We start from the raw sequence: 22140 nt of genomic DNA, 5'->3' as shown, positions 1-22140 counted from the left end.
CCTGCCCGCCCGCGTGACCCCCTCCAGCACCATCGTCTCGAAGCGGCGCACGGGGAGGCCCGCCAGGTTGCAGCAGGCGACCAGGCGCCCCCCCGGGGCCACCACGCGGGAGGCGGCCTCCGCCAGCCGGGAGTAGTCGCGCGCGGCGGAGAAGCGCGTCGTGCGGGTGGTGGAGAAGGACGGCGGGTCGGCGACCACGACGTCGAAGGCCTCCCCCTTCTTCGAAAGGCGCTGGAGCCAGTCGAAGACGTCACCCGCCACGTAGTCGTAGCGGTCCACGGCCTGGCCATTGAGGCGCGCGTTCTCTTCGCCCCATTCGAGCACGCGGCGGCTGGCGTCCAGGTTGAGCACCCGCTTCGCGCCGCCCGCGGTGGCGGCCACGCCGAAGCCGCAGGTGTACGCGAAGAGGTTGAGCACGGTGAGTCCGCCCGCCTGGGCCTGGAGCCACGCGCGGGTGTCGCGCATGTCCAGGTAGAGGCCCACGGAGAGGCCCTGGCCCGGGCGGATGTGGAAACAGAGGCCGTTCTCCTTGGCGACGAAGTCCTCCACGGCCTCCCCCCGGGCGGCGGCCTCCGGCGCGAGCGCGTCCTTGGCCACGTTGGCCAGCACGCGGGCCTCGCGGGGGCGGCGCTTCAGGTAGACGCTCCGGGGCGTCCAGGCGGTGACGGCGGCGTCGAGGAGCGTGGCCTCCTCGGCTTCGGACAGGTCGCGGTAGAGGCTCACGACGACGACGTCACCGAAGACGTCCGCCGTGACGTCGGGCACGCCGTCCCCGGCGCCATTCAGCAGGCGGAAGGCGGTGGTGGCGGCGTCGGAGAGGAGCGCACCCCGGCGGGCGCGGGCGGCGCGCAGGGTGTCCACGAGGCGGGGAGGCAGGGCACTCACGCGCCCCTTCTACCCTACGTGCCCAGCCGCGCGCGGGACCAGACGCGGGCCAGGGCCGCTGCGGCGTCGCGGGCCAGGTCCACGTAGTCATGGCCCAACAGCTGCCCCTCGCGCACGCACACGCGGCCATGGACCAGCGTCCAGGCCACCCGCGCGGGGACGAGCTGGCCCAGGAGGAAGGGCGAGTAGCCCGTCTCCGGGTCGGCGGCGGGGATGGCGTCGTAGACGACCAGGTCCGCGATGCTGCCCTCGTCCACGCCGCCCGACGGCAGGCCATACAGGCGGGTGCACAGCTCCGCGGGGCCGCTGATGAACAGGTGCGCGAGCGAGTCGTCCAGGTCCGGCATCCGGCCGGAGCGCGCCAGGTGCAGCATGCCCACGAGGGCCGCGTTCAGCTCCTCCTGGAGCGAGCCATGCCCTCCGGTGCCCAGGCCCACGAGGTGGAGGCTGGACAGGGGGCCCTCCGCGGAGTCGCCCACGCGCTCCAGGGCGCGGGAGGCGCGGGGCGTGAGGGCGACGAAGGTGCCGGAGGCGGCCAGCCGTTCGGCTTCGGCGCGCTCCACGGCGCGGGGGTAGCCGGCGATGGCATGCGGCCCCAGGAGGCCCAGCGCATCCAGGCGCGGCACCACGCGGCGGCCGTGGGTGGCGTAGGTGGTGGAGAGGTCGTCCTCGTTCTCCGCGAGGTGGAAGACGAGCGGCGCGTTCAGCTCCTCGCGCAGCCGTGCGATGCGCGACAGGAGCGCGTCCTCGCAGGTGTACGACGCATGGAAGCCCAGCGCTCCGCGCACCCGGGGGTGGCCGCGGTGGCGGCGCACGAAGTCGGCGTTGGCGTCCGCCTGGGCCTCCGCCTTCGCGGCGCCATCCAGGCTGTGGGTGGAGTGGGAGGCGACCAGGCGCAGGCCCAGCGCTTCGGCGGCGCGGGCCTGGGCGTCCAGGCCGCCCGACACGTCCGATGGGCACGACAGGTGGTCGATGACGAGCGTGACACCGTCGAGCAGCGCGCGGGCGGCGGCGAAGCGGGTGAGGACCTCCACGTCCCCGGCGTCGAGGAGGTTGGCCACCCCGCGCATCCGCTCCAGGCGCGAGCGGGGCTGGCGCAGGAGGAAGTCGCCATTGGGGGGCAACAGCTGCCCGTTGACCAGGTGCGAGTGACAGTCCACGAGGCCAGGGGCGACGAGGCGGCCACGACACGCCACCTCCCAGTCACCGGGGAGCACGGGCACCTCGGAGTCCGGCGCGACGCGGCGGATGATGCCCTCTTCCACCACGACGGCCATGCCGTGGCGGACGCGACCGTCCGCACGGAACACGGCGCAGTTCTTCAGCAGCAGTCGGCCTTCCATGGACATCCCCGTTTTAGCACGGGGTGGGTGGCGGATGAACCCCGTCGCCTTCTAGAGGCCGGGAGGGCCGGACCGATGCAGCCCCTGGCCCCCCGGGAGTGGGAACTGGAGGCAGTGGCAGCGTCACCGCGAGGAGCCCGAGCGCGGCTGCCCGGCAGGAGGGCTCCAGTCCGACTGCGGCGCGCGGGCCGAGGGTTCGTGGCACCCCGGTGTGTCGGTATACTTCGCCGCCCATGACACCGATGAGCCCCGGAGTCGCCACCGGCCCCGAGCCAGAGCACGAGCAGGACGCGCCGGCGGTGCCAGGGTCGCTGCGCTTCCGCCGCCTGTGGCTGTTCTCGCCCGGGGCGGACCTGGCCATCCTCGTCATCCCGCTCGCCCTCACCCTGGCCGCCGCCGGGGCCAGCGCCTTCATGGCGCCCCTGGCCGCGGATGGCGCGCACCGGCTGATGGCGTGGACGGCCCAGAACATCCTCGGCAACGCCACCCACGTGGTGCTCACGTTCCTGCTCTTCGGCGTGCACCGGGACGTGCTGACCGCCGCCCCGAACCAGCCCCGCAACATCCTCGCGGGCTCGCTGGCCATGCTCCTGGTGGGCGCGGCGCTGTTCTTCACCTCCTACGCGGACCGCGCCGTCCACCTCTTCGCCGTCGCCGTCATCTTCAACGTCTTCGGCATGCACCACACCCTGTCCCAGCACCGGGGCCTGTGGTCCCTGCACGGCCTTCGCGGCGGACAGGCGGGGCTGCCCGCGCCCTCCCCTCTCGAGCGCAGGCTGCAACAGCTCTACGTCCCGCTGCTCCTGTCGGTCCTGCTCACGCGCATCTTCTTCGTCGCGGAGTCGGCCGCGCCCAACGCCCCCGCCTACCTCGACGTGGGGCAGGGCGTCGTCCTGCCGTGGCAGACGCTGCCGGTGCTCATCGGCATCTGGCTCGTCTACTTCCTGCTGCTGTTCCGCGCGGTGCTGCGCTCCGGCACCGCCAGCGGACCCAAGGTGCTCTACCTGCTGGGCATGGCGACGGCGACGGGGCTCGCGCTCGTGGCCCCCTCCTGGGGCTACGTGATGCTGCCGGGCATGCACGGGCTGGAGTACTACGTGCTCAGCGCGCGCATGCTGGAGCCCCGCGAGGGCGACGCGCCCCGCCTGGGTCGCAAGCTCATCTGGCCCGCCATGGTGGTCTCCATGCTCCCGCTGCTCGCGCTGGGCGTGGTGCACGGCTTCCTCCTGGACGGGCCCGCGCGCGGCTCGCTCAGCATCAGCGGCGGCGCGCAGGCGCATCCCCTGCTCCGAGGCCTCACGTCGCTGGGCTTCGCGGTGGTGCTCGCGCACTACTTCGCGGACGCGTTCATCTTCCGCTTCCGCATCCCCTCCATCCGGCAGGTGATGCTGCGCCGGTTGGGGCTCGGAGCGCGGTAGGCTCCCCGTAGAACGTCATGCGGATCCGTCCCTACCTGCCCGCCCCCGTGGGCCTGATTGCCTGCGGGCTTTTGCTGTGGCTCGCCGCCAGGCCCCTGCGCAACTACGACCTGTTCTTCCACCTGGCCGGAGGGCGCTACATCCTGGAGCACGGCTTCAGCCGCGTGGATCCCTTCAGCCTGACGGGCACCGCGGGCTGGGTGCCGCACGAGTGGGGCTTCGGGGTGCTCTGTACCCTGCTCCTCAAGGCCCTGGGCGCGGCGGGCCCCGCGCTCCTCATCGCGGCGCTCGTCGCCAGCAACGTGCTCCTGCTGTCGGTGGCCCTGCGCCGCGCGGGAGGCAGCGACGCCCACCTGCTCGACCTGCTCTGTCTGGGCCTGGTGATGGGGGTGCACTCCGCCACGTGGCTCCAGGAGCGCCCCTTCCACGTGGGGCAGCTGTTCTTCACCCTCGCCGTCCTCGGCGTCCAGGCGTGGCGGGCGGGGAACGGGCGCTGGCTCTGGGCCTTTCCGGTGCTGGGGCTCGCGTGGGCCAACCTGCACGGCAGCTGGCCCCTGGGCCCCGCGCTCCTCGCGTCCGTCGCGCTGGGCCAGTGCCTGGATGACCCCACGCCCGCGTCGCGCCGCCGCACCGTGAAGGCGCTCGCGGCGGCGCTCGCGATGTTCCTCGTCGCGGGCCTCTCCCCGGACGGCCTCCACATCTACCTGTACCCGCTCCAGCACGCGCTGCTGCCGTCCACCCAGACCCTCTACGAGTGGCAGCCCCTGGACCTGGAGTACCGGTGGAGCTGGGCGTACCTGGCCCTCTTCGCGGGCTTCTTCTTCGTCGTGGGGCGGGCCCGCACCCATCGCATCGCCGTGCTCCTGCCCTCGCTGGTGCTGGGCATCGCCGCGCTGAAGGTCCAACGCCACGCGCCCTTCGCCGCCGTGCTCCTGGCCCTGGCGCTGCGGGAGCACGCCGCCACGGCGCACGCGCCAGGGTTCCCGGCCCTGCTCGAGCGCCTGCGGTCCCGGGTGGAGCGCGGGCTTGAGGGCTGGAGCACCGGCGCGTCCCTGGCGCTGTGGCCCGCGGTCCTGCTCCTGGGGCTCACCGTGCTGCATGCGGGCCGGCCCCTGCCGATGAAGGCGGGCACGCACGCCATGCTCCCGCTCCACCTGCTCCAGACGTTGAGCGAGCAGCCTCCAGGCCGGGTGCTCAACCGGTTCATCCTGGGCGGCCCCATCTCCTACTTCGCGGGCACGGGCTTCAAGGTCTTCATCGACAGCCGCAATGATCCGTTCCCGGTCGCCGTCCACGACGACTACCAGCGGTTGGTGTTGTCCGAGCCCGGCTGGGAGGAGGCGCTGGAGCGCTATGATCCGGACTACCTCGTCTGGGACACGGTGAACCCGGGCAACCTGCTGCTGGATCACCTGCGGGCACGGGGCGGCTGGCGTGAGGCGGCGCGCGAAGGCGTCTACGTCCTCTGGATCCGCGAGCGCACGAAATGAAAATGGCAGGCCCTTCCGGATGGAGGGACCTGCCATTCGCTGGAGGGGAAGCACGGCCGACCCGAGGGTCCTGCCCACGCCTCCCGGCTCCGGGCGCGGCTCAGTACGCGGTGTTGTTCTGGCCGAACGTCTTCATCGTCTTCTTGTTCAGGGTGTCGTCGGACGCCTTGCCGTCGTTCGTCACGTCGTCCTGGCCGGCCAGGGCCGCCGCGGAGGCGCCGAACAGCAGGCGGATGTTGTCGCCGAACAGCGTGATGACGCCGATGGCCGCGATGGCGATCAGCGCAACGATGATGATGTACTCGGTCATGCCCTGACCACGGGACTTGCGCAGCTGCGTCTGCTGCTTCTTCGAAAGCGTCTTCATGGGAAACTCCGGGGGTCGTGCAGCGGTGGGAAACTCACCCTGCGGGAGTCAGGGTCGAAACGGACAGTAGAACGATCCCACCTGGACCTCCATCCGTCATCGGGAGGATGGGGGATGAGAGCAATGATTCCAGGCACCTGGACCCACTCGACGCCCTGAAACAGCGTGCGGGAGGTGTTTCACGGGCCTCCGGGGGTGACGACGGGAGGCGGCTTCGGAGCATTCGCGGAGCCCTTCGCGCACGCGTTCTGCGGCAGCGCGCCACACAGGCCGCGCAGGGCCTTCTGGAGCCCCTCATGCGCCGGGTGCTGGCCCGCCACGTCGCGCCCCAGCGCGAGCGCCGCGTCGGTGGCCACCGGCGTCCACACCGTCCGGGTGGCCCACGCGCGGGCCGTCACGAGTTGGAGCCAGGCCGCCACCAGCTCCGGGGAGCGCCCCCCCTTCGCGACCTCGGGATCCAGCAGCGAGGCCGCCATCGTCAGGTCGTTCTGCGCGAGCGCCGCGCGGCCCACGGCGAGCGCGGCCTCCGGACTGTCCGGCGCCAGCGAGCGCCACAGCGTGGCCACGCCCCGCACCATCGGATCATTGCCCGCGTGGAAGCGCTCGATGTTCCGGTACAGCAACGCGGCCTGTTCCGCGGTGGGCGGGTGATTGCGCAGGTAGTCGTGCAGGAACAGCCCCGGGCCTCCTTCCGGCGCGCGGCGCTCGTCCTTCACCCGCACGTCCAGGTCCGCCAGGAAGAAGGCGATGGGGGACGCGTACTCCAGCACGTTGTGATCATCCGTGTTGATGGGCCCCGGCCCCGCGAACGCCAGTTGGCCCGCGTCGCTGTGCACCTGCTTGGACAGGAGCGCGAACACGTCGTGGAGGTCCACCCGGTCCAGGTCCTTCTTCGCCTCCGTCCGGGCCATCCGTTCAGCCACCCGCGCCGCGTCGAACACGAGCGGCTTGCGGCTGGCCACCAGGATGAGGTCGTGCGGGCCCAGCCAGGTGGTGGCATGCGGGAAGGTGTCGCGCAGCGTCCGCACCACCAGCCGGATGAGCTCCTCGTTGCTCTCGTAGGTGTGGATCCACTGCACCAGCACGCCGTCGTCCGTGAGGTGCCGGTCCACGGTCTGGAAGAAGTCGCGCGTGAAGAGGCCGGACACGCCCGCCACCCACGGGTTGGAGGGCACGCTCACCACCAGGTCGTACTTGCGCGACGCCAGCGCCATGAACGTCTTCGCGTCGTCCACGTGCACGTGCGTGCGCGGATCATCCACCGCGTTGCGGTTGTCCGCCTTGAACAGGCGCGCCCCGTCAATCACGGCCGGGGATATCTCCACCATGTCCAGGTGCTTCACCGGGTGGGCCAGCACGCTGCCCGCGGTGATGGCCGCGCCCGCGCCCACGAGGAGCACGTTCTCCGGCTCGCGCGCGTGCAAGAGCACCCCCAGGTGGCCCGCCACCACCTGCGTCTCCACGTCGCTGCCGTTGGAGGCGTCCACCTTGCCGTTGAGCTTCATGAAGCGGTGCCCGTCGCGCGGCACGTCGCCCACCAGCACCGTGGCGAAGGTGTCGTCCGCGTAGAACACCGGGCGGATGTCCCGCTCCATGTTCCGCACCAGCTCCGCGTACGTGTCCGGCGGCTTCTGGTGCATCCGGATGGACGCGATGCTGCTCAGGCGCACCGCCCAGCCCCGCATGCCGCCCAGCACCACGACCGCCAGGAGCGCCGCCAGGCCCACCGGCCACAGCGCGCGCCACGGCACGGACGACAGGGCGCTGGACGGGGTCCTCGCGTTCGCCTTCGCCTTCGCCGGCGCCGCGCTGAACGCCAGCGCCGCCGCCGCGAGGTTCGCCACCACGCCCGCGACGAAGTTGCCCTCCATGCCCCACCACGGCATCAGCACCAGCCCGCCCAGCGCCGAACCGGTGATGGTGCCCACCGTGTTCCACAGGTACACGCCGCCCAGCTGGCGCCCCACCTCGGACACCTTCGCCGTCGCCACGCGCGCGGCGGCCGGGAACGCGGCGCCCATGAAGAACGTGGGGATGAGCAGCACCGCGCAGCAGAACGCGAAGGTGAGCCCCTGGAACACGGGCCACGCGTCCAGCGTGCGCGTCAGCAGCCACTCCGCGCGGTGGAACAGGTGCGGCAGCCGCACGTACAGCGGCAGGGCCACGCAGAGGCTCACCACGAGCGCCACCTGCGTCCGCCCGTAGAGCCGGAGCGAATCCACCCCCTCCTTGCGCGTCATCAGCCAGAAGCTGCCCAGGCCGATGCCCAGGATGAACGCCGTCAGGATGAGCGTGAAGGCATACGTGGACGCGCCCAGGACGATGGACAGCAGGCGGATCCACGTCACCTGGTACAGCATCGACGTGAAGCCCGACAGCAGCACCCCCCACAGCGCGGCCCGCACGGCGCGGCGCGGGTAGGCCACCTCGTCCCCACCTGACGCGTCGCCCTCGCGCACCCCGGCGAGCGCCGGCGGATGGCTCCGGGCGAGCGCCAGCGCCGCCACCGCCAGGAGCAGGTTGAGCCCCGCGGCCAGCGTCGCGGACGCGGACAATCCAATCGCCGGCACCAGCCGCGTCCCCGCGATGTAGGCCCCCAGCGCCGCGCCCAGGCTGTTGATGGCATACAGCCGCGCCAATTCCCGCCGCACCCCGGCGAGGCTCGCCGCGAAGTGTCTCACCAGCGCCGGCAGCGTGCCGCCCATGAGCAGCGTGGGCACCACCAGCGACAGCGCGGCCACGAGCAGGCGGGGGCCCACGCGCAGGCCCTCCGGCACGCTCGGCGCCACCGCCAGCCACCCCGCCTCCAGCACGCGGAGCACGGCGGGGAACGCCAGGGCGTACAGCCCCACGCCCAGCTCCAGCAGGCCGTAGAGGGCCAGGGGGCTCTTCACCCGGTCGGCTGTCCGCCCGAAGACAGATGCCCCCAGGGCGAGGCCCCCCATGAACGTCGCCAACACCACGGCGTGGGCCTGGCCGCTGTTGCCCAGGACGTTCCCCAGGTATTTGGACCACACCAGCTCATAAACCAGCGCGGTCGACCCCGAGAGGAACAGAAGGGCGGCCACAAGGTTCTTCGGAAAACGCGCGGATCCGGACATAGGGACAGCGCGGAACCTTACCCGGTATGTTTCAGGCCCACCAATGAACGCCCAACTCCTGCAAGTCGCACAGCTCGCCTGGTCCCCCAACCTCCGGGTCACGCGCGCCGAGGGCGACTGCGCCACGGTGTTGCGCCGCGCGGCCTCCGCGCTGATGGGCATCCCCCTGCACACGGCCCTCGGCATCACCCAGGAGCGCGCCCGCGAGCTGGACGCGAGGGCCCGCGAGGACCGCCGGGGCGTGGAGTTCGTCGTCGTGGCCCCGGGAGGCGGCACGCCCCCCACCCACCTGCGGCTCGTGCTGGGCATGGACGGCGAGGAGGCCTCCGCGGGCGTGCTCGACCTGGGCGCGGTGTTGGAGGGAGCGCCGCCGGTGCAGATTTCGCGGCTGTCGTCGTCGCTCAGCCATGAGATCCGCAACCCGCTGTCGTCCGTGAAGATGGCGGTGCAGACGCTCGCGCGGAACACCGGCCTGTCGGACCGCGACAAGCGGCGGCTCACCATCGCCAACCGGGAGATCCGCACCATGGAGCGCATGCTCTGGCTCCTGTCCGAGTACGGCCGGGAGGGCGCCGCGAACCTGGACTCCCACCCGCTGCGCTCGGTCGTCCAGGAGGCGACCGCCATGGTGGCCCCTGAACTCGCCGAGCGCCGCATCGAGGTGGATGTGAAGGAAGAGGCGGACCTGCCCCGCGTTCGGGTGGATCCCAACCGGTTGAGGCCGGTGCTCGCCCAGGTCCTGCTCAACGTGGCCATGGGCCTGCCGGAGGAAGGACGCGTGCAGGTGACCCTGCGTCAGGCCACCCCCGGCCATGTGAGCCTCATCCTGGACGACCCGGCCGCGGCCCTGCCGCCCGAGGAGCGCGGCACGCTGTTCGATCCGTTCGGCTCGCGGCTGGCCCGGGGAGCGGGGCTGTCCCTGGCTGCCCTGCGGCGGGTGATGACCGGCGTGGGGGGCGACGTGGTGGCGGAAGGAAGCGCCGAACCGGGGATGGTGTTCACGCTGACGTTCGCAGCCTGAGAGCCCCATGGAGACCCTCCTCATCGTCGATGACGACGTGTCGCTGCTCGAAACCCTCACGATGCACTTCGAGGACATCGAGCAGGACGGGCAGCCGCGCTACCAGGTGGTCACCGCCACCAGCGCCGCCGCCGGGCTGAAGGCCGCCCAGGAGAACATGCCCAGCGTCGTCATCCTGGACATGATGCTCCCGGACCGGACGGGCCTGGAGATCATCGAGGAGATGAAGGGCCTGTGCGGCGACGCGCGCATCATCCTCGTCACCGCCTACCACGACATGGAGACGACCATCCGGGCCATGAAGGCCGGTGCGTTCGACTACATCCACAAGCCCTTCCCCGACCCGGCCGCCCTGGACCTGGTCGTGGAGCGCGCGCTGGAGTACCGCCAGCTGTCGCGCCGCGCGGACGAGGTCCACCGCGAGAACGCCGTCGTCCGCCTGGGCGACATCGTGGGCACCAGCGTCTCCATGCAGCAGCTGGTGAAGGAGATCGGCAAGGTGACGGGCAGCGCCGCCACCGTGCTGATTACCGGCGAGAGCGGCACCGGCAAGGAGCTCATCGCCCGCGTCATCCACAACTACTCCTACGACGAGCCGCGCCCCTTCATCGGCATCAACTGCTCCGCCATCGTGGACACGCTCCTGGAGAGCGAGCTGTTCGGCCACGAGAAGGGCGCCTTCACGGGCGCCGTCGCCGGCAAGCCCGGCAAGTTCGAGCTGGCCGAGGACGGCACCGTCTTCCTGGACGAGATTGGCGACATGTCGCTGATGCTCCAGGCGAAGCTGCTGCGAGTCCTCCAGGAGCGCGAGTTCGAGCGCGTGGGCGGCGTCAAGCGCGTGAAGCTGCGCGCGCGCGTCATCGCCGCCACCCACCGCACCCTCTCCGACGAGGTGGCCCAGGGCCGCTTCCGCGAGGACCTCTACCAGCGCCTCAAGGTCATCACCCTGTTCATCCCGCCCCTGCGCGAGCGGCGCGAGGACATCTCCCTGCTCGTGAAGCACATGCTGGAGCGCATCAACGAGAAGGTGCACAAGCGCGTCACCCGCGTGCCCCAGGAGGTCATGGAGCGCCTCACGCAGCTGCCCTGGCGCGGCAACGTGCGCGAGCTGGAGAACGTCCTCACCCGCGCCGTCGTGCTCGCCCCCGGCGACGTGCTGCGCGGCGACGACCTGCCCGCCCTGGAGCCCGTCGTCCCCAGCCCGGAGGCCAGCCGCGCCTCCGCCCCGGGCGGCCCCATGTTCGCCGCCCCCGCCGTGGATGACGCCAGCCTCATCCCCACCCTGGAAGAGGCCGAGCGGCAGCTCATTGCCCGCGCCATGGCCGTCACCAAGGGCCACAAGGGCCGCACCTGTCAGATTCTTGGCATCAGCCGTCCGACCCTTGAACGAAAGCTTCAAAAGTTCGGTCTTGCACAGGGCCAGGGTCCACAGGTGCACCCTTACCCGGTGAAGGATGCTTCCTGACACTGTCCTTCCACTGTCCCTGGCCGGACAGTCCCCGGGCCTCCTTGAACGTTTCGTTCAAATTGATCAGACTGTTTGAACGTTTTGTTTCAGGTTTCGGACACAGTTGGGGGGTTCGTACCCGGTTGGAGCGCTAAGTACCCGGCATTCCTGGAACTGTTCCCCTGGGAATAGTTGAAGCACCTCTGGCACGGCTCTTGGAAAGAGCAAGGTCAGCTCGCCGCAGACAGGCCAGCCAACCTTCCCCACGCTTCCTTCCCTCAGATTCCAGGAGATCCCCCATGCACGGATTCAATCGCCCCCTCGGCCCCATCGGTTCCAACGTCGTGGCGCCCCTGCAGGCGACCAGCTCCGGGATGATGGTGACGGCGAACAAGCTGGTTCCCGGCCAGGAAGCGATCGACTTCAAGGGCTACTTCAAGGTCGAGTCCTTCCCGCACAACTCGACCATCTACCGCCCCGGCGACACGTCGGACCGCGTGTACCTGCTGAAGTCCGGCCGCGTGCGCCTGATGCGCATTGGCAAGAACAGCACCCGCTCGGTGGTGTCCATCCTGCGCCCGGGCGACCTGTTCGGCGAGCTGTTCCGCCCCGAGGGGACGCCCATCGAGGAGATGGCCGTGGCCGCGGGCGAGGCCGAGGTGTGGAGCATCGAGGGCCGTGACTTCCGCGCCCAGCTGGAGGCCCGTCCGGCCCTGGCGGTGGACGTGGTGCGCGCCTACGCGGACCGCGTGCGTTCGCTGCGCAAGCGCGTGCTCGGCCTGACCTTCAAGGAAGTGCCGGCCCGGCTGGCGGACACCCTCCTGACGCTGGTGGAAGCCCACGGCGAGCGCTGCCCGCACGGCGGCGAGACGGACCTGCGCGGCATCACCCAGCAGGACCTGGCGGACCTCGTCGGCGCCTCGCGCTCCTTCGTGTCCACGCTCATCAACGAGATGAAGCGCGAGGGCGTGCTCGGCAACGTCGGCCGCATCCTCTGCGTGCGTGACCAGAAGGCCCTGCGCAAGCTGGCCTCCAAGGAGAAGTAGGCCGCACGGCCCGCCTTGCGGCGGGCACATGACGTCCAACGGGCCTGACCGCGTACACCCCCGCGGCCGGGCCCGTGGCATTTGCGGGGCCCTGCCCTTCTAGAACGTGAAGCCCAGGCCGAACTCGGGGCCGAAGAGCCTGTCCCGGGCCGTGGGGCTCACGTCGGGGTCCAGGAAGAGGCCGTGCACCCCGCCGCGCAGCATCAGGCTGCCCAGGTGCAGCGCGAGCCCGGCGCGCAGGTCCGCCTGCCGGTACGGAAAGGGCGTCACCTGCATGCGGGCCTCCACGTCCAGCGGCCCCAGGACGCAGGCCTCCAGGGACATGCCCAGGCTGGGCCCGACGTAGAAGCCCCGGGCCAGGGTCGCGGTGGAGACGCCCAATTCGCCGCGCACGCGCAGGGTGTCCTGGACGATGGGGGCGTACGCCAGGTGGAACGCCCCCAGGAAGTTCGGATCGCGGAAGTCCGTGGCCCCTCGCGCCACCTCCAGCCGCGCCAGGCGCAGGTCCGCGCCGAAGCGGTGGAGGTCCCAGCCGAGCGCGAAGTCCAGGCCCGTCCCGCGCGAGTAGGACGCCATCTGCATCCCCAGGCGGAAGGAGAACGGGACGGCGTGCTTCAGCGAGCCCGGCAGGGGCACCTCGTTCGGGTCGTCCGAGGGCTGGGCCCCGTGGTGCGTGCCGGTGGTGATGATGACCTCGCCCAGGCCGCTGAGCAGCAGCTCGAAGACAGCGCCGAGGATGACCGCGGCGGCGTCGTCCGATGCGCTGGAGCGAAAGGAGTCCTCCGAGGAGGACACCGTCACCGGGGCCCGCTGCGGCCGGTTCTCGTCCTCGTCCGGCTTCGCGTCGTCGTCGTCATCATCGTCGTCGTCGTCCACGCCGATGGCCGTGGCCGGGTGGACGGGCTTCGACGTTTCGTTGGAGTCCGAGCGCTTGCCAAAACGGGCTTCGGCGGGAGGCGCGGCGAGGGTGCCGACGAGCAGCCCCCCGCACAGCAACACCTTGGGCAATGACATGGGGTGACCCTGTCCGTGACGGGCGGCCCGGCCGGTCGCCCCTCACGCGGGCATTCAAATCCCGGGGGAGCACGGAAAGTCAATTCACGGGGCCCGCCAGGTGAGCCGCCGTGAGGATTCAGGAGGCGCCGGCGCTTGGCGCGCTTGCCCTCGGACGGGGGGCCGCTCAGCATGCGCGGCCATCGTGCCCGCCCCTACTGAGTCCCCGAGTCCCCACCGCACGTACACCGACCGTCGCGCCGCCGCCCAGGCGGAGCTGACGGTGTTGGATCGCATCAGCGCGAGGTACGCCAACCTGCGCACCGTGGCCTTCGTGGCCGCCGCGGGGATCGCGCTGTTCACGCTGCTGGGCCGGCTGCCGAAGCCGTGGTGGTGGGCGGCGGCGGGCGCGCTCGCCGTCTACGGGCTCCTGGCGGTGCTGCACCACCAGGTGTTCCTCAAGGAGCAGCGGGCGCGGCACTTCGTGCTCCTCAACGAGCGGGGCCTGGCGCGGCTGGAGGGCGGCTGGCACGCCTTCACGGACACCGGGGAGCGGTTCCTGTCCCCCAACCACCTCTACGCCACGGACCTGGATGTCTTTGGCCAGGGCAGCCTCTTCCAGCTCATCAACGAGACGGCGACCCGCGCGGGCGAGGAGCGGCTGGCGGCGTGGCTGTCCGCGCCGGCCGACGCGGACACGGTGGTGACCCGGCAGGGAGCGGCCCGGGAGCTGGCCCCGCGCGTGGACTTCCGCCAGGAGCTCTGCGTGGACGCCCGCGTGGTGGCGAAGGAGAAGGCGGACCCTTCCCTCTTCATCCAGTGGGCGGAGGCCGGCCCGTCCCTGGACGCCATCCGCTGGTCGCGCCCGCTGGCGGTGGTGCTGCCTCTGGTGACGCTCACCCTGTTCATCCTGGGCACCGTGGGGGTGATTCCAGACAGCCTCGTGTGGCTGGGATTGCTCGCGCAGCTGGGCGTCGCGGTGGCCACGCGCCCCACGCTCAAGCGGATGGACGAGGCCGTGGAACAGGGCGAGCGCGGCTTCGTGCGCTACGCGGCCCTCTTCGAGCGCGTGGAGAAGCAGTCCTTCGAGCACCCGCGCTTGAAGCAGCTCCAGTCCGGGCTCCAGCCGGGCCAGGGCGCCCCGGTGTCGCACCTCTTCCGCCGCTTCAGCCGGCTGTACTCGCTCATCGAGTTCAAGCGGCACCAGTTCCACGCGCTGGTGCACTGGCTCACGCTCTGGGACATCCACGCCCTCTTCGCGCTGGAGGGCTGGAGGGCCGCGCACGGGAAGCAGGTACGCCAGTGGTTCGAGGGCCTGTCGGAATTGGAGGCCCTCTGCTGCATTGGCGGGCTGGCGCATGACCGGCCCGCCTTCACGTGGCCGCAGCTGGAGTCCCAGGGCCCGCGCGTGGAGGCCACCGCGCTGGGGCACCCGCTGCTGGACGCGCCGGTGGCGAACGACGTGTCGCTGCCCGGCGCCCGTCACGCGCTGCTCATCACCGGCTCCAACATGAGCGGCAAGACGACGCTGATGCGCGCGCTGGGCGCCAACGTGGTGCTGGCACTGGCGGGCGCGCCGGTGTGCGCGGCCACGTTGCGCCTGTCACCGCTGCAGGTGCTCACCAGCATGCGCGTGAAGGACTCGCTGGAGCGCGGCGTGTCGTACTTCTACGCGGAGGTGCAGCGGCTGAAGATGGTGCTGGACGCGGCGCAGGCCGCGCACGGTCAGGTCCTCTTCCTGCTGGATGAGATCCTGCTGGGCACCAACACCCGCGAGCGCCAGATTGCTTCGCGCGAGGTGCTGCGGCTGCTGCTCGCCTCCGGCGCGTGTGGCGCGGTGACGACGCATGATTTGTCCCTGGCGGTGCTGGCGGACGAGAAGGATTCGCACGTGGTGAACGTGCACTTCCGCGACCACCTGGAGGACGGGAAGATGGTGTTCGACTACCGGCTGCGGCAGGGGGTGGTGGACACCACCAACGCGCTGCGGGTGCTGCGCCTGGCGGGCGTCCCGGTGCACGACCCGGACGCCCCGGCCTCCTGACAGCCACCCCGCGCCCCTCGGGTTGAACCCAAGGGGCGCGAAGTGGAAGCGGATTACTTCGCCAGCTCCACGAGCGCCGCGGCGCCCATGCCGCCGCCGATGCACATGCTGACGACGCCGTAGCGGCCATCGCGGCGCTTCAGCTCGCGCAAGATGGTGGCCACCATGCGCGCGCCGGACACGCCCAGCGGGTGGCCCAGGGCGATGGCGCCGCCGTTCGGGTTCACCTTGTCCAGCGGGATGCCCAGCTCACGGATGCAGTGCAGCGCCTGCGCCGCGAAGGCCTCGTTGAGTTCGAAGACGCTGATGTCTTCGACCTTCAGCTTGTTGCGCTCCAGCAGCTTGCGGATGGCGGGGACGGGACCCACGCCCATGATCTCCGGCGGCACGCCGGCGACCACGTAGTCCACGAAGTAGCCCAGCGCCTTGACGTTGAGCTCCTTCGCCTTCTCCTCGCTCATGATGACCGCGGCGGCCGCGCCGTCGGTGAGCGGCGACGCGTTGCCGGCCGTCACCACGCCCTTGGCGTTGAAGGCCGGACGCAGCTTCGCGAGGCCCTCCACCGTCGTCTCCGGACGCATGATGGTGTCCACGGACACGGTCACCTGCTTCGGGACGCCGTCCTCGTCGTACATCGTCGTGGTGACGGGGAAGATCTCATCCTTGAGCTTGCCCTGCTCCCGCGCGGTGGCCGCACGGCGCTGGCTCTCCGCGGCGAACTTGTCCGAGTCCTCGCGCGTGACGTTGTAGCGGGACGCGATGTTCTCCGCCGTGGCGCCCATGGAGGTGTAGACCTCCGGCAGCTTCTCCATGATCTCCGGGTTGGCGGAGACCTTGTTGCCGCCCATGGGCACCATGGTCATGGACTCGGTGCCACCGGCGATGGCCACCTGCATCATCCCGGACTTGATGCCCTGCGCCGCCTGGGCCATGGACTGCACGCCCGAGGAACAGAAGCGGTTGATGGTCATGCCCGGAACGGTGTCCGGCAGGCCGGCGAGCAGGCTGGCGTTGCGGGCGACGTTCATGCCCTGCTCCGCCTCCGGCATCGCACAGCCCATGATGACGTCCTCCACGTCCGCCGGCTTCAAGCCGGGGACCTGGGCCATGGCCTCCTTGATGGCAAGGGCCGCGAGCGTATCCGGCCGCGTGTCCTTGAACTCTCCCTTGTGCGCGCGGGTGAAGGGGGTGCGCACCGCGCTGGCAATCACGACTCGACCGGACATGTCAGGTGTCTCCCTGCCCGGACAGCGTCCGGGCGTGCATCGGATTTCGAATCTGGCAACCCATTGGGTAAACGCCTCGCGCTAGTTGCGCAGCGGCTTGCCCTTCTCGAGCATGAACATCATGCGGTCCTGGGTCTTCTCCTCGCCAATGAGGCTCAGGAACGCTTCCATCTCCAGCTCCAGCAGCTTCTCCTCGCTCACGAGCGCGGTCGCGCTGGTGTCGCCGCCGGACAGCACGCGCGCCAGCTTCTGGGCGATCTTCCGGTCGTGGGCGCTGATCTGGTTGTTGAGCTGCATGTCGTACAACATCATGTCGATGGTGGCCGCGCCGCTGGGGCCCGGCAGCCGGAAGCGCGTGGGACGCGGCGGGCGGAAGCCGCCATTGGCCAGGCCCAGCACGCGCGACTTCGCGTCCGACAGCAGGAAGTCGCGGTTGCCCGTGATGCCGTCCTGAGCCGACAGGAAGCCGAACTCGCGCGCCTCTTCCGCGCTCGTCGCCACCTTCGCGGTGCCGATGGCGAGGAACACCTTCTTGAGGAAGGGCAGCGCGTCGAAGTCCTTGTCCGCCGCGTACGCGCCGAACACGTTGCGCAGCAGCATCATCGTGCCGCCGCCGCCGGGGATGAGGCCCACGCCCACTTCCACGAGGCCCATGTACAGCTCCGCGCTCGCCTGCACCGCGTTGCCACCCATGGTGACCTCCGCGCCGCCGCCCAGCGTGAGGTTGAAGGGCGCCGTCACGACGGGCACGGGGCTGTAGCGCATGCGCTGGTTGGCCTGCTGGAACGCGGACGCCATCTTGCGGATGGAGTCGAAGTCCTCGCTCTTGGCCGCCATCAGCATGGCCATGATGTTCGCGCCGGCGGAGAAGTTGGAGCCGTCGTTGCCAATCACCAGGCCCTTGAAGTTCTTCTCCGTCTCGTCGAGCGCGGTGTTCATCATCGCGATGATGTCATCGTCGATGGAGTTCATCTTGGAGTGGAACTCCAGCAGCGTGACGCCGTCGCCCGTGTCCCACAGCGTGGCGCTGTCGTTGCCGGTGATCTTCTTGTTGCCGCGCTTGAGGTACTCCACGCGGAAGGTGCGCGCGTTCTCAACGACGGTCTTCACCGACTTCGTGGGGATGTCCCAGTAGGTGTCGCGGCCATCCTGCACGCCGTAGAAGGACGTGCGGCCCTTGGCCAGCATCTCCTCCACCCAGGCAGCGGGCTTCAGGCCGAGCGCCTTCATGCGCTCCACGCCCTTCTGCACGCCGTACGCGTCCCACACCTCGAAGGGCCCCAGGTCCCAGCCGAAGCCCCAGCGCACGCCACGGTCCACGTTGACCACGTCGTCCGCGATCTCCGGGATGCGGCGGCTGGAGTAGGCCAGCACGTCCAGCGTCACGCGCTCGGCGAACGTGCCCGCCTTGTCCTTCGCGTTCATCACGGACGCGACGCGCTCACGGACGTTCTCGATGTCCTTCGCGGCGCCCAGCGAGTCGAAGCGCACCTTCGTCTGCGGCCGGTACTCCAGTGACTTCAGGTCCAGGGCGAGGATGTCCTTGCCGCCCGCGGACTTGTCCTTCTTGTAGAAGCCGCCGCCGCTCTTGTCGCCCAGCATCCCCTTCTCCACCATCTTCTGGAGGAAGTCGGGAATCGCGAAGACGTTGCGCTCTTCGTCGTGGGTCAGCGTGTCGTAACAGTTCTTCGCCACGTGGGTGAACGTGTCCAGGCCCACGATGTCCGCGGTGCGGAACACGGCGGACTTGGGACGGCCCATCGCCGGACCAAAGATCTTGTCCACCTCTTCGATGGTCATCTCCGTCTTGGTCATCTCGGAGATGGTCCGCATCATCCCGTACACGCCGATGCGGTTCGCGATGAAGTTGGTGGTGTCCTTGCCGTAGACGATGCCCTTGCCGAGCACCTCTTCACCGAAGCGGTGGATGGTCTTCACCACCTCCGGGTCGGTGTGCTGGCCCGACACGAGCTCCAGGAGCTTCATGTAGCGCACGGGGTTGAAGAAGTGCGTGACGAGGAAGTTCTTCTTGAAGTCCGCGCCGCGGCCCTCCGTCATGCCCACGATGGAGAGGCCGGACGTGTTGGAGCTGATGATGGCGTCCTTGCGCGCGTGCTTCTCCACCTTGGCGAACAGGGCCTGCTTGACGGCCAGGTCCTCCTTCACCACCTCGATGATCCAGTCGCACTCGGCGAGCCGGGCGAGGTCGTCCTCCAGGTTGCCCACCTCGATGGAGGTGAACACCTGCTCGGACACGATGGGGCTGGGCTTCTGCTTGCGCAGGTTGGCCAGGGCCCCTTGCGCGAACTTGTTGCGGAACGCCTTGGAGGCGGTGTCCTCCCCCGGTGCGGCCTTGGGGGGAACGATGTCCAGCAACAGGGCGCGAACGCCGGAGTTGGCCAGATGCGCGGCGATGCCGCTGCCCATCACGCCAGCGCCAAGCACCGCCACTTTTCGGATCCGGGTCGTCATCGGAAATTGGCTCCCTTGAAAGGAAGTAGGGGACTGCACAAATGTAGGCGATTGACCCGGAAGTCAACCGACAACACCTCCGGGTGTGCTCGCCATGAGGTCGGGTCCCCGACTACAAGTCGGAGGCAATGGCCCGCCTCGACCCGCACTCGTACAACGACAGCACGCAGCCGGAGACAGAAACGCTGGACTGGAAGGCCCGCGTCGATTTCCGGACGCGCCGCCTGCACGCGGAGGCCACGCTGACCCTCAAGGAGGCGTCAGCGGGCCCCCTCGACCTGGACACCCGCGACCTGGACATCCGCTCGGTGGTGGATGCGCAGGGTCGCCCCTTGCCCTACATCCTCTCCCCTCCCGAGCCCATCCTGGGGAGTCGGCTGCGCATCGAGCTGCCGGCCGGGCTCAAGCAGCTGACGGTGCGCTACCGCACGTCCCCGGAGGCGAGCGCGCTGCAGTGGCTGCTGCCCTCGCAGACGGCGGGCGGACAGCAACCGTTCCTGTTCAGCCAGTGCCAGGCCATCCACGCGCGCAGCGTGGTGCCGCTGCAGGACACGCCCCGGCTGCGCATCCGCTACCGCGCGTCCCTGCGCATCCCCAAGGGGCTCAAGGCGGTGATGGCGGCGAGCTTCGTGGGCCGCGAGGAGCACGGCGTGGAGGCGGAGGAGCACTTCGAGATGCCGCAGTCGGTGCCCCCGTACCTGCTGGCCTTCGCGGTGGGCAGCCTCGCGCCGAAGGAATTGGGGCCGCGCTCGCGGGTGTGGGCGGAGCCGGAGGCGCTGGAGGAGGCGGCGGACGAGTTCGCGGGCGTGGACGACATGCTCAAGGCCGCGGAGTCCCTCTTCGGGCCGTATGACTGGGAGCGCTTCGACCTGCTGCTGATGCCGCCCTCGTTCCCGTACGGCGGCATGGAGAACCCGCGCCTGACGTTCCTCACGCCCACGCTCATCGCGGGCGACAAGAGCCTGGTGAACGTGGTGGCGCACGAGCTTGCGCACTCGTGGACGGGCAACCTGGTGACGAACGCGTCCGCGGAGCACTTCTGGCTCAACGAGGGCTTCACCGTCTTCGCCGAGCGCCGCATCCTGGAGGCGCTGGCGGGGCCGGAGGTCGCGGCGCTGCACGCGGCCCTGGGACGCAGGGCGCTGGACGAGGCGCTGCACCACTTCCGCGCGCACCCGCAGCTCACGGCGCTGCGCACGCACCTGTCGGGCGTGGACCCGGACGAGGCCTTCTCCCAGATTCCCTACGAGAAGGGCTACCTGCTGTTGCGCGCGCTGGAGGACGCGGTGGGCCGGCCGACCTTCGACGGCTTCCTGCGCCGCTACCTGGCGACGTACCGCTTCCAGGCGCTCACCACGGAGGAGTTCGTCCTCTTCACGGAGAAGGAGCTGCCGGGGGCGCTGGCGAAGGTGGACGCGGACGCGTACCTGCACCGGCCCGGCGTGCCTCCAAGCGCCCCCCGTCCCCGCTCCGCGCGGCTGGAGGCGCTGGACAGGCTGCGCGGGCTGGTGCCGTCGGAGGAGCAGGTGCGGGACTGGACGCCCACCGAGTGGCAGCTCTACCTGGAGTCGATGCCGCCGGACACGTCGAAGGACGTCTTCCGCCTGCTCGACGCGAAGTACGCGCTCACGAAGAGCCGCAACTCGGAGGTGCTGGTGGCGTGGCTGGTGGCGGCGCTGCGGGCGGGCTGGGAGCCGGCGCTGGCCCGGGCCGAGGCGTTCCTCGGCGAGGTGGGCCGCATGAAGTACCTGAAGCCGCTCTACAGCGTGCTCGCCTCGTCGCGCGAGTACCGCAAGACGGCCCGCGCCGCGTTCGAGAAGAACGGGGCGCGCTACCACCCCATCGCCCGTCAGGGCGTGGAGCTCATCCTCGCCCGAGCGTGAGTTACTTCAGCACCGCGTCCAGGCGCTTCTTGGACAGGGCGAGGTACTCCGGGTTCATGTCGATGCCTACGTAGCGGTGGCCGTGCTTCAGGGCGGCCACGCCCGTGGTGCCGCTGCCGTTGAACGGATCCAACACCAGCGAGTTCTCCGGGCAGCTCGCCTCCAGGATGCGCTCCAGCAGGGCCACCGGCTTCTGCGTCGGGTGGCTGCCGAAGGCCTTCTCCTCGCCGCGCGGGGCCGTCTGCGTCCACATGCGGCCGGCGCCGTCGGCGGTGAGTTCCTCGTCACCGTTGCGCGGCAGGGCCCACACGTCGCGCATCTGCTTGCCGCCGTTCTCCGCCTTCATGCGCTGGTAGTTGAAGACGTGCTGGAGCTTGCCGCCCGTCTTCGGCGAGGCCCAGATGAGCAGCTCCGTGGAGTGCGTGAAGTAGCGGCACGCCAGGTTGGGGCTCGCGTTGGGCTTGTACCAGGTGACGGTGTTGAGCAGCTTGTAGCCCAGCTTCTGCATGGCGAAGCCGGCGTTGAAGATGACGTGCTGGGTGCCGCTCACCCACAGGGTGCCGGAGGGGCGCAGCAGGCGCTGGCAGGCCGCGAGCCACTTCGTGGTGAAGGCGTGGTCCTCCTCCACCCCGCGGGAGACGTCCCACTGGCCCTTGGCCACGGAGACGCGCTTGCCGTTCTTGCAGGTGGTGCCGCCGTTGGAGAGGAAGTACGGCGGGTCCGCGAAGATGAGGTCGAAGGACTGCTCCGGCAGCTTCGCCATCAGCTCCAGGCTGTCGCCCTGCATGAGCGTGTAGTCCTGCCCACGCTTCGCGAAGACGTCGTCGGTGTTGGAGCGTCGGACAATCTTCAGGTTAGGGGCAGCAGCTTCCGCGAACATCTCGCCTCCGTCTTGGGACACACGTCTTCGGGACGGGGCGGACTGTGCGGTCAGTCTTCTGCTACGTCGAATTTCTGGCCTGTAGCACCCTGAAACTTGACGTACGACGGATGCTGGAAACACCGCGAGCAGGGCGGGGAGCGCCTCTGTCTGGAGAGGCCCTCCACGACCCTGCTCGTGGGGTGCTGCGGGATGTCTGAAGCGGCTTACGCCTTCTCGGGCTCGGCGGCCGTCTTCGCGCCCGTCTTGATGCTGGGCGCGTTGTTCGCGTAGCGCTTCTTGAAGCGGTCGATGCGGCCCGCCGTGTCCATCAGCTTGTACTTGCCGGTGAAGAACGGGTGGCAGTTCGAGCACACTTCGACGCTGAACGAGCCGCGGGTCGACTTGGTCTCGATGACGTTGCCGCACGCGCAGGTGACGCGAGCAGGCGGATAGACCGGGTGCATGTCGGGCTTCATGGTGCTTCTCTCCAGTGCGCCTTGCCCCCACCCCTGACGGGTGGGAGGTCCAGCGTTGTAGTGGGG

16 protein-coding genes are annotated in these 22140 nt (G+C 70.1%); 7 read left to right on the top strand and 9 right to left on the bottom strand.

The annotated features are described in order from the left end of the window. Both D7X12_RS07390 and D7X12_RS07385 read right to left on the bottom strand, forming a co-directional pair. On the bottom strand, positions 1-885 hold an 885-nt coding region (locus D7X12_RS07390), incomplete at its 3' end, for a class I SAM-dependent rRNA methyltransferase (protein WP_147443557.1). A gap of 14 nt (positions 886-899) precedes the next feature. Next, positions 900-2228 carry an amidohydrolase family protein gene (locus tag D7X12_RS07385; RefSeq protein WP_120624555.1) on the bottom strand — a complete coding sequence of 443 codons (1329 nt, stop codon included), beginning with the start codon at positions 2226-2228 and terminating at the stop codon, positions 900-902. Positions 2229-2470: 242 nt separating this feature from the next. On the opposite strand from D7X12_RS07385, the gene D7X12_RS07380 reads away from it, so the two are divergent. Beyond that, on the top strand, positions 2471-3646 hold the full coding sequence (locus D7X12_RS07380) for a hypothetical protein (RefSeq protein ID WP_244224413.1): 1176 nt from the start codon (positions 2471-2473) through the stop codon (positions 3644-3646). 17 nt (positions 3647-3663) lie between these two features. Then, on the top strand, positions 3664-5136 hold the full coding sequence (locus tag D7X12_RS07375; protein ID WP_120624552.1) for a hypothetical protein: 1473 nt from the start codon (positions 3664-3666) through the stop codon (positions 5134-5136). A 100-nt stretch (positions 5137-5236) separates the two neighbouring features. On the opposite strand, the gene D7X12_RS07370 is transcribed toward D7X12_RS07375, so the two are convergent. Together D7X12_RS07370 and D7X12_RS07365 are read right to left on the bottom strand one after the other, a co-directional pair. After that, positions 5237-5503 carry a hypothetical protein gene (locus D7X12_RS07370; protein ID WP_120624551.1) on the bottom strand — a complete coding sequence of 89 codons (267 nt, stop codon included), beginning with the start codon at positions 5501-5503 and terminating at the stop codon, positions 5237-5239. A gap of 179 nt (positions 5504-5682) precedes the next feature. Continuing rightward, positions 5683-8571 (bottom strand): fused MFS/spermidine synthase, encoded by a 2889-nt coding sequence (locus D7X12_RS07365; RefSeq protein ID WP_244224412.1) that lies wholly within the window; start codon positions 8569-8571, stop codon positions 5683-5685. A 76-nt stretch (positions 8572-8647) separates the two neighbouring features. Here D7X12_RS07365 and D7X12_RS07360 point away from each other — a divergent pair, with 76 nt between their 5' ends. The 3 genes from D7X12_RS07360 (at position 8648) to mrpC (ending at position 12118) form a co-directional block, all read left to right on the top strand. Continuing rightward, positions 8648-9625: a sensor histidine kinase gene (locus D7X12_RS07360; protein ID WP_120624549.1), complete on the top strand. Its 978-nt coding sequence runs from the start codon at positions 8648-8650 to the stop codon at positions 9623-9625. Positions 9626-9632: 7 nt separating this feature from the next. Continuing rightward, entirely contained in the window at positions 9633-11090 is a 1458-nt protein-coding gene (locus D7X12_RS07355; RefSeq protein ID WP_120624548.1) for a sigma-54-dependent transcriptional regulator, read from the top strand. A 281-nt stretch (positions 11091-11371) separates the two neighbouring features. Next, positions 11372-12118: a Crp/Fnr family transcriptional regulator MrpC gene (gene mrpC, locus D7X12_RS07350; protein WP_014395195.1), complete on the top strand. Its 747-nt coding sequence runs from the start codon at positions 11372-11374 to the stop codon at positions 12116-12118. 99 nt (positions 12119-12217) lie between these two features. Here the strand turns inward: mrpC and D7X12_RS07345 are convergent, their stop codons facing one another. After that, positions 12218-13132 (bottom strand): hypothetical protein, encoded by a 915-nt coding sequence (locus D7X12_RS07345; RefSeq protein ID WP_120624547.1) that lies wholly within the window; start codon positions 13130-13132, stop codon positions 12218-12220. A gap of 184 nt (positions 13133-13316) precedes the next feature. On the opposite strand from D7X12_RS07345, the gene D7X12_RS07340 reads away from it, so the two are divergent. Then, positions 13317-15155 carry a MutS family DNA mismatch repair protein gene (locus D7X12_RS07340; RefSeq protein ID WP_208718865.1) on the top strand — a complete coding sequence of 613 codons (1839 nt, stop codon included), beginning with the start codon at positions 13317-13319 and terminating at the stop codon, positions 15153-15155. Between the two features lie 53 nt (positions 15156-15208). Here D7X12_RS07340 and D7X12_RS07335 read toward each other — a convergent pair whose 3' ends face one another. After that, on the bottom strand, positions 15209-16381 hold the full coding sequence (locus D7X12_RS07335; RefSeq protein ID WP_120624545.1) for a thiolase family protein: 1173 nt from the start codon (positions 16379-16381) through the stop codon (positions 15209-15211). Positions 16382-16462: 81 nt separating this feature from the next. Beyond that, positions 16463-18853 carry a 3-hydroxyacyl-CoA dehydrogenase/enoyl-CoA hydratase family protein gene (locus D7X12_RS07330; protein WP_120624544.1) on the bottom strand — a complete coding sequence of 797 codons (2391 nt, stop codon included), beginning with the start codon at positions 18851-18853 and terminating at the stop codon, positions 16463-16465. 128 nt (positions 18854-18981) lie between these two features. On the opposite strand from D7X12_RS07330, the gene D7X12_RS07325 reads away from it, so the two are divergent. Then, positions 18982-20736 carry a M1 family metallopeptidase gene (locus D7X12_RS07325; RefSeq protein WP_120624543.1) on the top strand — a complete coding sequence of 585 codons (1755 nt, stop codon included), beginning with the start codon at positions 18982-18984 and terminating at the stop codon, positions 20734-20736. A gap of 1 nt (position 20737) precedes the next feature. Here the strand turns inward: D7X12_RS07325 and D7X12_RS07320 are convergent, their stop codons facing one another. Both D7X12_RS07320 and rpmE read right to left on the bottom strand, forming a co-directional pair. Then, complete coding sequence (locus tag D7X12_RS07320; protein WP_120624542.1) at positions 20738-21616, bottom strand: DNA-methyltransferase; 879 nt, start codon at positions 21614-21616, stop codon at positions 20738-20740. Between the two features lie 206 nt (positions 21617-21822). Then, on the bottom strand, positions 21823-22074 hold the full coding sequence (gene rpmE, locus D7X12_RS07315) for a 50S ribosomal protein L31 (RefSeq protein WP_120609568.1): 252 nt from the start codon (positions 22072-22074) through the stop codon (positions 21823-21825). Between the last annotated feature and the right edge of the window lie 66 nt (positions 22075-22140).

Origin of the sequence: Corallococcus sicarius, assembly GCF_003611735.1 — a bacterium.
GTDB lineage: Bacteria > Myxococcota > Myxococcia > Myxococcales > Myxococcaceae > Corallococcus > Corallococcus sicarius.
The sequence above is the reverse complement of the archived record's forward strand: the minus strand, read 5'-3'. Positions and strand labels throughout refer to the sequence as shown.